This is a genomic window from Bradyrhizobium sp. 192 (genome assembly GCF_023100965.1).
In the GTDB taxonomy this organism is placed as follows: Bacteria; Pseudomonadota; Alphaproteobacteria; order Rhizobiales; family Xanthobacteraceae; genus Bradyrhizobium; species Bradyrhizobium symbiodeficiens.
Genome location: NZ_CP064690.1, coordinates 1,271,239 through 1,285,784 on the forward strand (window position 1 = coordinate 1,271,239; position 14,546 = coordinate 1,285,784).

At 65.6% G+C, this 14,546-nt stretch carries 12 protein-coding genes and 2 pseudogenes; 6 read left to right on the forward strand and 8 right to left on the reverse strand.

The window, feature by feature from the left end; translation table 11 throughout:
* The first annotated feature begins 6 nt into the window (after nt 1-6).
* Nucleotides 7-714, forward strand: coding sequence for a dihydrofolate reductase family protein (locus tag IVB24_RS06040; RefSeq protein ID WP_247772375.1), 708 nt, complete (start codon nt 7-9; stop codon nt 712-714).
* Between the two features lie 9 nt (nt 715-723).
* Nucleotides 724-1,995, forward strand: coding sequence for an NAD(P)/FAD-dependent oxidoreductase (locus tag IVB24_RS06045; protein WP_247772377.1), 1,272 nt, complete (start codon nt 724-726; stop codon nt 1,993-1,995).
* 34 nt (nt 1,996-2,029) lie between these two features.
* On the opposite strand, the gene IVB24_RS06050 is transcribed toward IVB24_RS06045, so the two are convergent.
* Nucleotides 2,030-2,350, reverse strand: coding sequence for a hypothetical protein (locus IVB24_RS06050; protein ID WP_247772379.1), 321 nt, complete (start codon nt 2,348-2,350; stop codon nt 2,030-2,032).
* A 167-nt stretch (nt 2,351-2,517) separates the two neighbouring features.
* Nucleotides 2,518-3,087, reverse strand: coding sequence for a cysteine hydrolase family protein (locus IVB24_RS06055; RefSeq protein WP_247772380.1), 570 nt, complete (start codon nt 3,085-3,087; stop codon nt 2,518-2,520).
* A gap of 267 nt (nt 3,088-3,354) precedes the next feature.
* Between IVB24_RS06055 and IVB24_RS06060 the strand changes: the two are divergent.
* A pseudogene (locus tag IVB24_RS06060) lies at nt 3,355-5,180 on the forward strand (AMP-dependent synthetase/ligase).
* 94 nt (nt 5,181-5,274) lie between these two features.
* Nucleotides 5,275-6,835 (forward strand): annotated as a pseudogene (locus IVB24_RS06065) (oleate hydratase).
* Between the two features lie 3 nt (nt 6,836-6,838).
* Here IVB24_RS06065 and IVB24_RS06070 read toward each other — a convergent pair.
* The 4 genes from IVB24_RS06070 to IVB24_RS06085 all read right to left on the reverse strand — a co-directional run bounded on the left by IVB24_RS06070 (nt 6,839) and on the right by IVB24_RS06085 (nt 10,561).
* Nucleotides 6,839-7,435: a hypothetical protein gene (locus IVB24_RS06070; RefSeq protein WP_166476302.1), complete on the reverse strand. Its 597-nt coding sequence runs from the start codon at nt 7,433-7,435 to the stop codon at nt 6,839-6,841.
* A 196-nt stretch (nt 7,436-7,631) separates the two neighbouring features.
* Nucleotides 7,632-8,945: a tetratricopeptide repeat protein gene (locus IVB24_RS06075; RefSeq protein ID WP_247772381.1), complete on the reverse strand. Its 1,314-nt coding sequence runs from the start codon at nt 8,943-8,945 to the stop codon at nt 7,632-7,634.
* A gap of 15 nt (nt 8,946-8,960) precedes the next feature.
* Nucleotides 8,961-9,983 (reverse strand): aldo/keto reductase, encoded by a 1,023-nt coding sequence (locus tag IVB24_RS06080; protein ID WP_247772382.1) that lies wholly within the window; start codon nt 9,981-9,983, stop codon nt 8,961-8,963.
* Between the two features lie 152 nt (nt 9,984-10,135).
* The gene (locus tag IVB24_RS06085; protein ID WP_162308767.1) at nt 10,136-10,561 is read right to left on the reverse strand and encodes a PaaI family thioesterase; all 426 of its coding nucleotides are present in this window, start codon (nt 10,559-10,561) and stop codon (nt 10,136-10,138) included.
* Nucleotides 10,562-10,632: 71 nt separating this feature from the next.
* On the opposite strand from IVB24_RS06085, the gene IVB24_RS06090 reads away from it, so the two are divergent.
* Both IVB24_RS06090 and IVB24_RS06095 read left to right on the forward strand, forming a co-directional pair.
* The gene (locus IVB24_RS06090) at nt 10,633-11,259 is read left to right on the forward strand and encodes a CoA pyrophosphatase (RefSeq protein WP_162308766.1); all 627 of its coding nucleotides are present in this window, start codon (nt 10,633-10,635) and stop codon (nt 11,257-11,259) included.
* A 53-nt stretch (nt 11,260-11,312) separates the two neighbouring features.
* Nucleotides 11,313-12,530, forward strand: coding sequence for a hypothetical protein (locus tag IVB24_RS06095; protein WP_247772384.1), 1,218 nt, complete (start codon nt 11,313-11,315; stop codon nt 12,528-12,530).
* A gap of 63 nt (nt 12,531-12,593) precedes the next feature.
* Here IVB24_RS06095 and IVB24_RS06100 read toward each other — a convergent pair whose 3' ends face one another.
* Both IVB24_RS06100 and IVB24_RS06105 read right to left on the reverse strand, forming a co-directional pair.
* Complete coding sequence (locus tag IVB24_RS06100; protein ID WP_247770902.1) at nt 12,594-13,961, reverse strand: IS30 family transposase; 1,368 nt, start codon at nt 13,959-13,961, stop codon at nt 12,594-12,596.
* 153 nt (nt 13,962-14,114) lie between these two features.
* Nucleotides 14,115-14,420, reverse strand: a complete 306-nt coding sequence (locus IVB24_RS06105; protein WP_094976556.1) for a hypothetical protein — start codon at nt 14,418-14,420, stop codon at nt 14,115-14,117.
* Between the last annotated feature and the right edge of the window lie 126 nt (nt 14,421-14,546).

Here is a 14,546-nt window from a genome sequence, read left to right on the forward strand (position 1 = left end):
GATCGCATGAAGCTCTATGTCATCTGCCTGATGCATTCCAGCCTCGACGGCCGCACGCATCCCAGTCGCTGGCGCCCGAAGGGTGCGGGCACGGACTGGTTCGAGAAGATCCATGACGAACTCGGCGGCGACGCCTGGGTGATCGGCCGCGTCACCGGCTCGGAGTTCGCCAAAGGCCAGCCTTATCCCGCGACGGACATGAAGCTGCCGCGTGAAAACTGGTTCGCGCGGCGTGATGCGAAAACCTATGGAATCGTGCTCGATCCGCGGGGCAAGATCGGCTGGGGCCGCTCGGACATCGGCGGCGATCCGATCGTCGTGGTGCTGACCGAGAGCGTGCCGGATTCGCATCTTGCGGGCCTGCGCGGGGAGGGCGTGTCCTATATCTTCGCCGGCCAATCCGAGCTCGATCTGGCGCTCGCGCTCGACATTCTCGGCCGCGAGCTCGGGGTGAAGCGGCTGCTGGTCGAGGGCGGCGGTGTCGCCAATGGCGCGTTCCTGCGGGCCGGTCTGATCGACGAGTTCAACCTGATCCTCAGCCCCGCGATCGACGGCGCGGCGGGCGCCCCTTTCGTGTTCTCTTCGACGGAGGAAGATAGCGACAAGCGTGCGCCGATCGCCGCGATGTCGCTGGAGAGCACGCGCGAGCTCGGCGGCGGCGTCCTGCTGCTGCGCTACCTGATCAGGAACGATCCGCAAGCCGCGAGCCGGTGACGCGTGGCCATGCGCGAGGTAACAGAGCACATCGTCATCGTCGGCGCCGGCGCGGCCGGCCTGATGGCGGCGCGCGAGTTGGCGCGGGCCGGCCGCAAGGTGACGGTGCTGGAGGCGCGCGAGCGCTGCGGCGGCCGTATCCATCCGTTGCCGGACGCGGAGTTCGGCTATCGCGCCGAAGGCGGCGCCGAATTCGTCCATGGCGAGGCGCCGGTCACGCGCGGATTGCTGCGCGAGGCCGGGCTGCCCCTTCACGGGATCGCAGGGGAGCGGTGGAGCTTCGACGGGACGGCGCTCTCGCGTGAGGTGCGCGACGATCCGCACGAGGCCGAGCTGCAAGCCGTGCTTCGGAACCTGAAGGAAGATCTCTCCGTTGCCGAACTCCTGCGCCGGCATTTCGCCGGCGAGGACTATGCGCCGATGCGCCGTTCGATCTTGCGGATGGTCGAGGGCTACGACGCGGCCGACCCCGAGCGCGCCTCGACGTTGGCGCTGCGCGAGGAATGGATGGATGGCGGGCACGCCGCGCAGGCGCGCATCGACGGCGGCTATGGCGCGCTGATCGACTTTCTGGTGGCCGACTGCCGCGGGTTCGGCGTGACCATCCATCTCGGCTGCGTGGTGTCGGCGATCGAGGAGAACGGCGACAGGGCGGCCGTTCGCTGCGTCGGCGGCGATGTCCATGGCTGCGATCGTGTGATCCTCACGGTGCCGCTGCCGTTGCTGCGCGAGATCGCGCTGCCGGCGAGCGCGCGCGAGAAGCTTGCCGCGGCGGGCGACATCGGCTTCGGCAACGTCATCAAGATACTGCTGCGCTTCGCGCGGCCATGGTGGCAAGAGCGACACCAGGATCTGGCGGGCATGACCTTCCTGTTGTCCGACCGGACCATCCCGGTGTGGTGGACGCAATATCCGAGCCGGCAGGCCGTGCTCACCGGCTGGTTCGGCGGCCCGCACACGGCGGAGTTGGACAGCCTCGATCCGAAAGCATTGATCGATGCTGGGCTCGATTCGCTTGCCGCCATCTTCAAGCTGTCGCGCGAAGAGGTCGCGCGCGATCTCGTGGCCGCGGCGGCGACCAACTGGGCGCATGATCCCTTTGCCCGCGGCGCCTATTCCTGGGCGATGCCGCGGACGCGCGCGGCACAAGAAATCCTCGCGCGTGCCGATGGTCTGCTGCTGTTGTCGGGCGAAGCGCTCTATCGCGGCCGTGACATGGGTACGGTGGAAGCAGCGCTGGCGAGCGGAGTGGAGACGGCGGGGCTGATTCTGCGCGGGTAAAGAAAAAGGCCCGCATTTCTGCGGGCCTCATCTCTTACCAGCGTCCGCCGCCGAAGCTGAACGTCACGCCGGGACCGCCGCCGCCGTAATAGCCGTACGGCCCGCCGCCGTAATAGCCGTGATGCCGCGGATAATAACCATAGTTCCGGTGATGCGGACGATAATAGCCGTGATGGCGGTGGTGAGGACGCCAGTGATGATGGCGATGGCCGTGGTGACGGTGCTGCGCGCTGATGTCGGTCGATTGGGCGGCCGGCGCGTTCTGCTTCGCGCTCGACTTGCCAGCCGCGCTCGCCGCCGATCCGCCGGCAAGTGCCGCAGCTCCGACCGCGATCGCGACAATGAGATACTTCATGGTGTCATCACTCCAGTTGAATGTCGTGTGACAACAGATGGGCGTCTGCTGCGTTCCGGCCAGCGCGGGCGTCGAAACGACGCAGCGCGCGGCGTGCGATTCGCGACGAATGAGCGTACGCCGTGAGATTCATTGTCGCATCCTCGGCACTGATCGCATTGCTGCCATTACTTGGCCGCGAATGAGGCGACTACGCCGGCGGTTGTGACGATCCGCGCGAACTCGCCGTCGAGATTCGACAGCGTCATGGCATGGATCTCCTCGGCGGAATGCTGGTCGCCGTCGGGGCCGATGCGGTCGAAGGTCCATGTCGCATCGCGCACGAGGCATGCGTCGAAGCCGAGATTGCCGGCCATCCGCGTCGTCGTCTCCACGCAGTGATTGGTGGTGGCACCGCAGATCACGAGCGTGCCGATGCTGCCAGCGCGCAGGCGCTGCTCCAGGTCGGTGCCGATGAAGGCGCTGTTGACGCGCTTGATGATCACGGTCTCGCCCGGCTGCTCGCGTGCCTCGTCCTTGACGGCATAGCCGGAACGCGACGGCAGGAACGACGAATTCGGTTTCGTGCCTTCATGGCGGATATGAAAGATCGGCGCGCTGTGCGTCCTGAAAGCCCGCAGGAGATCAGCGATGCGCGCCACCGCATCCGGATTGTTGCGCCGCTTTCCCGCCGCCTCCCATTCGTCGAACGCGCGCTGGACGTCGACGACGATGAGGGCGGGGAGGGGGTGAGGCATGATCGGACCTTTCGCGCGGATATGGAGGCAAATATGCGAGGCGGCAGGGACGACGCGCAATGCCGATCTTCCCTCGTTTCGCGACAACTCTCGTGCCCCGGACGATGCCAAGCATCGCCTAGGCTGCATCGCGTCCGGGACACGAAAGTTGCCCGAGCGGTGTTCTCATCCTTGCATGGTTGCTTGCTGAGGATCAAAGCGGCGAGGGCTGGCCAGTCTAGTGTCGAGTCACCAAATGATCAGGATTCGATGATGCGGGAGGACGCCATGCCGGGGCCGACGAGTCAACTGGACGGACTTGCCGGGATCAGGACACTGCCGGAGCTGCTGCGCTGGCGCGTCGGGGCGACACCGGCGGCGGAGGCCTATCGGCATTTCGATGCGACCGCGCAGCGTTGGGTCAGCCAATCCTGGCACGAGATCGATGCGGAATTCGAGCTGTGGCGGCGGCGCTCGCCGCGGAGGCGTTCGCGACCGGCGAACGCGTCGCCATCCTGATGCCGAACGGCATTGCGCATATCGCCATGGACCAGGCGGCGCTGTCGCGCGGCCTCGTGCCGGTGCCGATGCATGCCGTCGACAACCCCGACAGCATCGCCTACGTCCTGGTCGATTCCGGCGCGCTGCTCCTGTTCGTCGATACGCTGGAGCGCTGGCAGGCGATCGTGGCGACCGGCCAGCCGCTCGACCATCTCAAACGCGTCGTCTGCGCGGATGCGGGCGGGCTGATCACGCCGGATGGGCGCATCGTCGGGCTCGACCACTGGCTCGCACAAGCACCCGGCGCGACCGCGCCGCTGCCCGACGTCGCGATCCAGCCGGACGACCTCGCCGCCATCGTCTACACCTCGGGCACGACCGGGCGGCCGAAGGGTGTGATGCTGTCGCACGGCAACGTGGTCGCCAATGTGAAGGCGATCGCGCATCGCATCGCCGCCGAACCGGGCGACGTCTTCCTGTCCTTCCTGCCGCTTTCGCACACGTTCGAGCGCACCGGCGGCTATTACTACCCGATCGCGGCCGGCGCCTGTGTCGCCTATGCCCGCTCGGTGCCGCAACTCTCGGAGGATCTGAAGCATGTGCAGCCGACGGTGCTGGTCTCGGTGCCGCGGATCTACGAGCGCATCTACGCGTTGATCATGCAGCACCGCGCGTCAGCGGGAGGCATCGAGCGCGCGCTGCTCGACCTCACCATCGCCGTCGGCGGCCGGCGTTTCGATGCGCGGCAGCGGCATGGCGTGCCGTCGCTGCTGGACCGGCTGGCCTGGCCGCTGCTGAAGCGGATCGTCGCCGACAAGGTGCTGGCCCAGCTCGGTGGCCGCCTGCGTGTCGCGGTCTCCGGCGGCGCGCCGATTGCGGCACCCGTCATTCGCCTGTTTCTCGCGCTCGGGCTCGACGTGCTTCAGGGCTACGGCATGACCGAGACCTCGCCGGTGGTCTCCGTCAACACCATCGACGACAATGATCCGCATTCGGTCGGCCATGTCCTCGACGGCGTCGAGGTCAAGCTGGGCGAGAACGACGAATTGCTGGTGCGCGGTCCCAGCGTGATGCTCGGCTATTGGCACAAGCCGGACGAGACGCGCCGCGTCAAGGACGCCGACGGCTGGCTGCATACCGGCGACCAGGCCCGCATCGAGAACGGGCGCATCACCATCACCGGCCGCATCAAGGATATCCTGGTGACGTCGACCGGCGAGAAGATCGCGCCGGTGGATCTTGAGACCGCGATCCTCGCCGATCCCCTGTTCGAACAGGCGCTGGTGGTCGGCGAGCAGCGGCCGTTCCTCACCGCGCTAGTGGTGCTGAATGCAAAAGCCTGGGTGCAGGAGAGGGAAAGGCTGGCTGCCAGCGGCAGGCAAGGCGGCGCGGAGGAACGGACTGCTCTGCTGGCGAGAATAGCGGCGCCCGTGAAGGCCTATCCGTCCTACGCGACGCCGCGCGCGGTGTGGTGGACGCTGGACCCGTGGACCATCGCGAGCGGCCTGCTCACGCCGACGCTGAAGAACAAGCGGCCCGCGCTCGAGCGCCGCTTCGCGGACGAGATCGAGCACGTCTATGCGAAGAAGCCCGCGGCGATAACGGCGACGTGATTTCGCCTCGTGCCCCGCTTGATCCAGCGCAACTTCGGCCGCTGCCTCGCGATGCAATGTCATCCGTGAATTCGAACGGCAATCGAGGCAAGTCATGAAGGCGTATTTCATCGGCGGTGGCATTGGATCGCTCGCGGGCGCGGCGTTCCTGATCCGCGACGCGCAGCAGGCAGGGCGTGACATCGTGATCTACGAGGCGCAGCCGCTGGTCGGCGGCAGTCTCGACGGCGCGCTGCTCGCGAACGGCGCCTATTCGCTGCGCGGCGGGCGCATGCTCACCACCGACCATTACGAATGCACCTGGGATCTGCTCTCCAGCATTCCCTCGCTCGAGCATCCCGGCCTCAGCGTCCGCGACGAGACCATCGCGTTCAACGTGGAGAACCCGGCGCACTCGCAGGCGCGGCTCGTCGACCGCAACCGCTTCAAGGTCGATGTCTCGCATATGGGTTTTTCCGCGCGCGACCGGCTCGAGCTGCTGCGGCTCACCGAGGCCTCGGAAGAGGCGCTCGGCAACAGCCGCATCACCGACTGGCTCTCGCCGAAATTCTTCGAATCCAATTTCTGGTACATGTGGCAGACCACCTTCGCGTTCCAGCCCTGGCACAGCGTGGTCGAGCTGAAGCGCTATCTGCACCGCTTCATGAGCGAGTTTCCGCGCATCGAGACGCTCGCCGGCGTCAAGCGCACCGTCTACAATCAGTATGATGCGATCGTGCGGCCGCTGGCGGACTGGCTGAAGCGGCAGGGTGTGCAGTTCGTGCGCGGCACTGAAGTCACCGACATGGCGATCGAGAACGAGGACGGACGCCTGCGGGTGCGCCAGCTCGTGCTCGACCGCGACGGCCGCATCGCCAATGTCCGGCTCGAGGACGGCGATCTCGTGTTCTTCCAGAACGGTTCGATGACGGACGCCTCGAGCCTGGGCACGATGACCGAGCCGCCGCCGCATCTGACCAAGAAGGACAGCCAGGGCTGGGCGCTGTGGGAGACGATCGCGCAGGGACGTCCCGAATTCGGCAATCCCGCCGCCTTCAACAGCTCGATCCCGGAATCCTACTGGTTGTCCTTCACCGTCACCTGCCGCGATCCACGCTTCTTCGACCGGATGGAGGCGTTCTCCGGCAATACGGCCGGCACCGGCGGCCTGGTGACATTCAAGGACTCCAACTGGCTGATGTCGGTCGTGCTCTATCACCAGCCGCATTTCGCCGGTCAGCCGAAGAACGTGCAGGTGTTCTTGGGGCTATGCGCTGCATCCCGATCGCGTCGGCAATTTCGTCGCCAAGCCGATGTCCGAATGCGGCGGCGCGGAGATCCTGAAGGAGCTGTGTGGCCATCTGAATTTCGATGGCGCCGTGTTCGAGGACGCGATCTGCATTCCCTGCCGCATGCCCTACATCACCAGCATGTTCATGCCGCGCAATCTGGCCGACCGGCCGCTGCCGGTGCCGAAGAATTCGGTCAACCTCGCTTTCGTCAGCCAGTTCGTCGAAATCCCCGACGACGTCGTGTTCACGGTCGAATATTCGGTGCGCGCGGCGCAGATGGCGGTCTATCAGCTGATGAAGATCGATCGCCCGGTGCCGCCGGTGACGCGGCACGACAAGTCGCTCGCGGTGATCTTCGCGACGCTGGAGAAAGCGTTCGCGTGACGGCTACTTGAACGGATCCTGGATCGCGGGCGCCGACTGCCGGATGCGGCGCACGCTCACCGGCTTACCGTCGGAGACGAACAGCAGTTCATATCGTCGGCCTTCGTTGTCGGTTGCCGAGCAGGTCACGTCGTTTACCTTCTTGGCAGCGAAGTTGCCAGTCTGGCGGCAGAGACCGGTGGAGGTCTGCTCCGCCGGCACCGGCAGGCCGTCGACCTTCGGCCGGTCCTTGGAGTTGAGCAGCATGCGGTCGATCGGCAGCTCGTAGGAATTGTCGTCGGCGCGCTTGCCGTTCTCGCCCGAAAACGACACCACGTGATTGGCATCGGAGGGGTCATCGACCGCGACCGAGAAATTGACCCGGCCCTTGTCGCCATGGGCGTAGGCGACCGTCTTGCAGGCGAAGGTGCGACCGGCGACCTTGAGCGTCTTGCAGTGGCCGGACATCAGCGCCAGCAGGTCGATATAGGCATTCTGCGGCGCCGGCGGATTGTTGACCGGGATCGGTCTGGAAGCTTCGGCAAAACAAGGACTTAACAGCGCGGCAAGGGTTGCGGCGGCAACAAGCGTGGCGGCCAGCAGCGGTCGGAAGAGGCGCATCGGAAGGCTCAATGGCAAGGAAACCACGGACAGGTTCCGAACCATGACCATCGAACCGCAAATTGGTTGCGATCCCGTTTGTTCTACAATTCCCGCCTGGAATACCACCGCGCCACCCCGACGACGATTTGTCCAAATCGCCCAAAACCGTCCCGCAGGCACTTGCCGTCAGGCCGGTGTTTTTTTCGTGGCAGCGCTAACCCGTGGCCGCCTGCCAGCGGGTGTCGCGAAGGGAGGGCCGGCGGTGCAGGCGGGCATCCAGCACGGCACGGGCGCGGGCGAGCTCGCCGCTGCGCATCAGCGCGACGATGTAGGTGTCCTCGATCAACTCGCGCTGGGCGCGGCTGCCGCCGATCCGCACGACCTCGCCGAGAACGGACGCGAGCGTTTGCGCGCAAGTCCCGTAATCCTCCTCGGCAAAGGCCGCCAGCGCGCGGAAGATCGCGGGCACCACGGGGCCGGCCGGCAGCTTTCCCTCGGCGAGGCGCTGCTCGATGGTCGCAAGGCGCGCGCCGAGCGCGGCGTGGTTTTGCGTCGCCGCCGCGAACAGGGCCATGTGGATGTCGGCGAAGGACAGGCCCGACTTCGGAAACAGCTTTTGCGCGCTGGCGTCGGCGTCGAGCCACAGCGCTTTCGGCACGGTGTGTCCGTAAGCCGACAGGCGCCACAGCAGCGACGCCGCGTCGGTGACGAGGTTGAGCGGCGGCGCCTGCGTGACGGAAGGCTGAAGCACGTCGGCATAGATCGACAACGCGCGCGCCGCATCGCCATGCTCGAGTGCGCCGAGCGCCTGATGCCAGCGGATGTGGCCGTGCAGGATTCCGGCGCGGTCGTAAGAGGGAATCCAGTCGTCGACGAGGCGGTCGGCCGCCTCGATCGAGCCGTCCTCGAACATTGCGTGCAGCACCGCATGCGCGGCGTGGGCGTTGGCCCGGCGTAAATTGAAGCCGCGCTCGGTCACGGCGCGGCCGCGTGCCACGTCGCCATTCTCCGTCATCGCCCAGCCGGCCATGGTGAGAAACCACCAGTCCTCGCCGTAATGCCGCGCGAGCCGCTCGCACAGCTCATGCCGCGCGCGGTCGTGGTCGGCCATGCCGGAGAAGGCGAACAGGCCGAACGCGCCGAGCGGCAGCGACAGTATCAAGGCATCGCGCGGCCAGCTCTCGATGTGTCTCAGCGTCGATGCGATCGCCTCCGGCAGCCGGCCTTCGATCGCCAACGCCAGCGTCTCGACATGCGAGCGCTCGCGCTCCGTGCCGCGTTTGGCGACCAGCTCGCGCGCGTGCGCCGCCTTGCCTCGGGCCAGATCGCCCTGCTGGTAGAAAGCGTGCACGCGGGCGCGGGCGATATGGGGAAGCGCAAAGTCCGGGTCGGCCGCAATCGCGCGCTCCAGCATCTCCGCCGTGCCGGTCCACCCCGCGAGCATGAGATCGACACCCTCGCGATAGGCGGATGCGGCCGCATCGGAGGTGGTGGAGAGCGGCAGGCCGTAGCGGTCTTCGAGCGCCATCGACGTCTCCCGCTCTCACGCCGTCCGCGGGCGGCGGCCTTCGATCGGATAGGCCGGGTCGTTGTAGCCCGGCGTCGAGGGATGGCCCGGCACGACCAGCCGGTCGATCAGGGCCTCGTCCTCCGCGGTGAAGCGATAGTCGAGCGCGCTGATGTAGCCGTCCCATTGCTCCTCGGTGCGCGGGCCCGCGACGATCGAGGAGACGAAGGCGGAGTTGAGCACCCAGGCGACCGCGAACTGGCCGGCGGTGATGCCCTTCTTCTCGGCGTGATGCTTGATCTCCTGCGCGAGCTGCAGCGATTCCGGCCGCCATTCGGTTTGCATCATGCGGGTGTCGTTGCGGCCGGCGCGCGTCTCCTTGTCGGGGGCGGCATCCGGCTTGTACTTGCCGGTGAGCACGCCGCGCGCCAGCGGACTGTAGGGCACGATGCCGAGGCCGTAATAGGAGCAGGCCGGGAAGTGCTCGACCTCGGGCATGCGGTTCATGGCATTGTAATAGGGCTGGCTCACCGCGGGCCGGTCGATGCCGAGGCGGTTGCAGATGTTGCAGATCTCGGCGACGCGCCAGGCGCGGTAGTTCGACACGCCGAAATAGCGCACCTTGCCGGCGCGGATCAGATCGCCCATCGCGCGCACCGTCTCCTCCAGCGGCGTCGCATGGTCCTCCTTGTGCAGATAGTAGATGTCGATGTGGTCGGTGCCGAGCCGCTTCAAGCTCTCATCGGCGGCTTGCAATACCCAGCGACGTGACAGCCCGCCGCGATTGGGATCGTTGCCCATCCCGGTGTTCATGGGGTTGGCGAGTTTCGTCGCGAGCACCCAGGCGTGGCGATTGCTCGCGATGGCGCGGCCGACGACCTCCTCGGAGCCGCCCTTCGAATAAGCGTCCGCCGTGTCGATGAAATTGATCCCGGCGCCGTGCGCCTTGTCGATGATCCGTTTTGACGTGGCTTCATCCGTGGGCCCGCCGAACATCATGGTGCCCAGACAAATCGGCGACACTTTCAGGCCGCTGCGGCCGAGTTGACGGTATTGCATGGGCTATCCTCGATGTTGGTGAGGGCAGCATAGCCAGCAACGGCCGTCATTGCGAGCGCAGCGAAGCAATCCGGAGCTGCATCCGCGGAGAGATGCTGGATTGCTTCGCTGCGCTCGCAATGACGGGGAGAAGACGGCGGCAGCCCGACCAACTACCCCGGCCCCTTCAAGATCTTGAACACGCCGTTCGCCATCACGAGGCAGCGACCATCCACTGTCACCTCGGTGCTCATGAAGATCAGGCTGCGGGTCGAGCGCACCACGCGAGGGCGGGAGATCAGGATGTCGCCGATCTTGCCGGCTTCGACGAAATGCGTGTCGAGCTGCACGGTCGCCAAGTATTCCTTGCCCGAGCCGTAGCGGGCGGCCATGCCGCAGGTGCGGTCTGCGAAAGTCATCATCACGCCGCCCTGGACCATGCCGCGGCGGTTGTGGTGCTTGTCCTCGGTGGCGAGTGCGAATTCGTGATGACCGTCGACCTTGCGCTCCCACAGCGGGCCGATCAGGTGCATGAAGCCGGTGGTTTCGAGGATGCTCCAGCCCTCTGATTTCAGCCTTGCGGCGGCCTTGTTGGTCATCTTTCCGTTCATCCCTGCAACGCGTCTCTCTCCTCGTTTCATCAGATGCGGTCCTGGTGTAGTCAAGCATCATGAGACCTTTCGGCGATGCCACCAGACGGAATATCGAAGCCGCCTGCGCCTCCTTCGCGCGACTGCCTGACGAGGCTGCGCCGTCGGCGCTGAAGCGCGCCGCGGTGGTGCTGGCGCTGACTGAAGCCAATGACGGCGATGACACCGCCTTCCTGCTCACCAAGCGCGCATCGAGCTTGCGCGCGCATCGCGGCCAGTGGGCGCTGCCGGGCGGACGCTGCGATGCCGGCGAGACGCCGGTCGAGGCGGCGCTGCGGGAGCTGGATGAAGAGCTCGCGCTGAAGCTTTCGGCCGACGCGGTGCTCGGTCTGCTCGACGATTATCCGACCCGTTCCGGCTATCTGATCACGCCCGTGGTGGTGTGGGCGGCCGACAGTGCCGCGATCCGGCCGAACCCGGATGAGGTCGCTTCCGTCCATCGCATTGGGCTCGACACGATCGAGCGCGACGAGGCCTTCGATTTCACAGCGATCCCCGAGAGCACCCGCCGCGTCATCCGCTTCCATCACCAGATGAGCCTGATCCATGCGCCGACGGCGGCCCTGATCTACCAGTTCCGCGAGGTGTTGGCCGGGCGGCAGACCCGCGTCACTGAGCTGGAACAGCCGGTATTCGCCTGGAAATGAAGGTAAACGGCACGTTAACGTGACGGTTACCGGATGCCTGCTAAGAGGGCGGCATGCATCATTCGATTCGAAACAAGCTCGCGCTGGTTCCACTTGCGCTCGTCCTGATCACACCTGTCGCGCGTGGCGGCGAGGTCGACGCGCTGCCGCCGGCGGTCCGCAATGCCAATGCCCAGCTGCTGTCGCAGTTTTTCGCGCAAAGCGCGGGAGCTTCTCCCGCCGTGCTCGAATATCGCCGCAAGCTCGCGGAATATCAGGCGGCGCGCGCGGCCTTCGATGCCGAGGCGGGTGCCTATTGGAGCCAGATCTCGGAGAAGCGAAAAGGCCGTAACGCCAAGCGGCGCAGCGGGCAGCAGGTGACGCTCGATGATTACGTGCTGGAGCATCCGCCGCTCTATAACGGGCCGAAGAAGCCGGTGAATCCGGAGCCGGAGGAAACGCCGGACCGTCCCGCCAAAAAGCCCATTCCGGTGGTCGCCGACTTCCTGCGCGCGGCGCAGGAGCTCTACCAGTTCACGCCGCAGCGCCCGGCGAGCGAGATCGAGTTCAAGCGCGCCTATGCACGCTACGCGCTTGCCTCCGGGCTGACCCGCGAGCAGGCCGTGCGGGTCTATTCGTTTGAGACCGGCGGCACCGGCAACCACGACGTGCAGGCGGGAATCGAGCATGGCGGCAAGCGCGCGATCTCGACCGCGATGGGCTATAACCAGCTCCTGACCACCAACAGCGTCGAGCTCCTGGCCGAGCAGGGCCATGAACTCATCCGGGCGCTCTCCGAGAAGGTGGCACGGACGTCAGGACCGGCGCGCCACGCGCTCGAGCACAAGCTCGTCGTGTTGAAGAAGATGGTCGCCCATGCGAAGTCCGTGCCCGATACCTGGTCGGAGCACGAGAAGATCGGCAACACCGCGCAGGGTTGGGCCATGCATGCCATGGTGCTCGACATCGACATCGGGCCGATGCTGCAGACCCACAAGCTGCTGACCTCGGTGCTGTTCGCGCGCGCCAAGGGCTACAGCCGTCCGCTGACGGCTGCCGAGCTAGAAATGATGAATCTCACCGGCGACGGCACCGGGCTCGACATGGTGACGATGCCGCAGGCAATGCGCGAGCAGGTGCCGACCTCGAACTTCTTCCAGCGCGGCGGCTACGAGCGCAACCCGGTCGCGATCCGCCACAACACGGTGGCGAAGCTGCTCGCGGTGACGGACGACCGGATGGATGCGAACAGCAGCAAACCCGGCGCTAGGGAAATGGCGGCGGCGTTCTAGGCCGCTGCCCTGCCACATCCTCCGCTGTCATGCCCCGGCTTGACCGGGGCGTCCAGGGCGGATTCAACCGTTCGTCGCAACAGTCTGTGTATCGCTCACTTGGAGCAGTTCGTCGAGGGTTTCTGCCGGTGTTTTCCAGCCGAGGGTTTTCCGGGGCCTGGTGTTAAGTGCAAGAGCCACGGCCTCGAGATCGTCGGCATCATGCATGCTGAGATCCGTCCCCTTTGGAAAGTACTGGCGCAACAACCCATTCGTGTTCTCGTTGGTGCCGCGCTGCCACGGGCTATGGGGGTCGCAGAAGTAGACCTGCACGCCTGCATCAATCTTCAGACGCGCGTGCTGAGCCAGCTCAGCTCCTTGATCCCAAGTTAGAGACCGCCGCAGTTGCTCGGGCATGGTGAAGATTGCGCGGGTGATGGCGTCGCGCACGGCCTCAGCGCCATGTCCGGCGAGTGCAGGTCCGTTCTTCACGCGAGCTTCCTGTTTCTGACCGGTCATGCGCGGCAGATGCAGCAGAATGGTAAAACGGGTCGTGCGCTCCACCAAGGTGCCGATCGCGGAACTACCAAGCCCCATGATGAGGTCACCTTCCCAGTGACCCGGCACAGCTCGATCGGCGGCTTCCGCCGGACGTTGACTGATCATGATCTCGGAAGGAATGAAGCTTCTGCCTTTGCAGGCGCGCGCCCTCGGCATCCGCAAGACCCGCCCGGTGCGCAAGCAGGCCGTCAGTTCGCGGCGCAAAGCTCCTCGACCCTGCACATAAAGTGCCTGATAAATTGCTTCGTGACTGATGCGCATCGTCTCATCCTCGGGAAAGTCGAGCCGAAGACGCCGAGAAATCTGTTCCGGGCTCCATGCCCTCGCCCAGCGTCGGTTTTGCCGATGCACGGCCCGGCGTCCCTTCCACACGACCTTCGGACCAACGAGGGGCAACCCGTCTGGCTTGGCGATCATACCGGCAAGCCTGTCCTGCACATAATCCCGCAGGGTCGGGTTGATTGCCAACTTCGCCAACTTGGGCCGTCGGGCGGACCGATCAGCGTGCCATTGGGCCGTGGTCGCTCGGTACTCTGGAGCGCCGCGGCGGCGCGCCACATTGCGCCGGAGCTCACGAGAGATCGTGCATGGAGGCCGACCGAGCTGACGAGCGATGGCTCGCACCCCATGCCCCTGCGCACGCAAGATGGCAATCTCCTCACGTTCGGCAAACGACAGATAGCGCGCCGACGGAGGTTTGGACGATCGCGACAAATGTGTTGGCGGCATACCGCCCGCCCTCCGGAACCAGCGTACTCCGACCGACGGCGACACCCCGGCCTCAACTGCAGCATCCCCGCTCGATCGTCCCAAGGCAATCGCAGCCCAGAACGGTCTGTAATCCTCTCGAAGCGCCTCTCGAGCACGACCTGCCCGCACACCCTTCTCCATCGCAACCTCCTTGTTAGACTGTTGCGACGAACGGTTGAATCCGCCCAGTACGCTGCGGCCTCTCGATTCAATCACAACGGCCTCTGGAATACTGGATCACCCGCTTTTGCGGGTGATGACACCGAGTATGGGGCGGCACCGTTGCCCCGCGCCCTACTGATCCGGGCCGAACTTGAACTTGCCGTCGCCTTCCAGATACGGGCCGCTGCGCATGTAGAGCTGGCCGTTCTGACCGATGAAGAACAGCGTGCCCTTGGGCACCTTCTTGGCCCCCTTCAGCAGTTCGCCGGCATTGCTCGTGCCCATCTTGTAGGAATAGGTCTTGCCGCTCTTGTCATAGGCGTAGCCCATATCGGGCTTGAGCTCCCATGGCGTCGCCCCAGTTTGCGCCAGTGCGGAGCCCGAGAACGCGCCGAGCGCGGCGACGAGTGCAAACGTCCTGATTGAAAATGCCGTCATCCCATAACTCCCCGCGGTCGGGACATTTCAGGCTTGAACAAATCACGAACGGTGTGTCCTGGTCAATTTGCGAAAGCGCCGCAGCGCATCACGTCTTGCCCAGTAGTTTGTGATTTTCCCTTCGTC

Bases quoted from the DNA above. Each gene is read 5' to 3' on its own strand.
- IVB24_RS06040 (WP_247772375.1), top strand. From the start codon at position 7: ATGAAGCTCTATGTCATCTGCCTGATGCATTCCAGCCTCGACGGCCGC.
- IVB24_RS06095 (WP_247772384.1), top strand. From the start codon at position 11,313: ATGCATCATTCGATTCGAAACAAGCTCGCGCTGGTTCCACTTGCGCTC.
- IVB24_RS06045 (WP_247772377.1), top strand. From the start codon at position 724: ATGCGCGAGGTAACAGAGCACATCGTCATCGTCGGCGCCGGCGCGGCC.
- IVB24_RS06090 (WP_162308766.1), top strand. From the start codon at position 10,633: ATGAGACCTTTCGGCGATGCCACCAGACGGAATATCGAAGCCGCCTGC.
- IVB24_RS06070 (WP_166476302.1), bottom strand. From the start codon at position 7,435: ATGCGCCTCTTCCGACCGCTGCTGGCCGCCACGCTTGTTGCCGCCGCA.
- IVB24_RS06100 (WP_247770902.1), bottom strand. From the start codon at position 13,961: ATGGAGAAGGGTGTGCGGGCAGGTCGTGCTCGAGAGGCGCTTCGAGAG.
- IVB24_RS06055 (WP_247772380.1), bottom strand. From the start codon at position 3,087: ATGCCTCACCCCCTCCCCGCCCTCATCGTCGTCGACGTCCAGCGCGCG.
- IVB24_RS06085 (WP_162308767.1), bottom strand. From the start codon at position 10,561: ATGACCAACAAGGCCGCCGCAAGGCTGAAATCAGAGGGCTGGAGCATC.
- IVB24_RS06080 (WP_247772382.1), bottom strand. From the start codon at position 9,983: ATGCAATACCGTCAACTCGGCCGCAGCGGCCTGAAAGTGTCGCCGATT.
- IVB24_RS06105 (WP_094976556.1), bottom strand. From the start codon at position 14,420: ATGACGGCATTTTCAATCAGGACGTTTGCACTCGTCGCCGCGCTCGGC.
- IVB24_RS06050 (WP_247772379.1), bottom strand. From the start codon at position 2,350: ATGAAGTATCTCATTGTCGCGATCGCGGTCGGAGCTGCGGCACTTGCC.
- IVB24_RS06075 (WP_247772381.1), bottom strand. From the start codon at position 8,945: ATGGCGCTCGAAGACCGCTACGGCCTGCCGCTCTCCACCACCTCCGAT.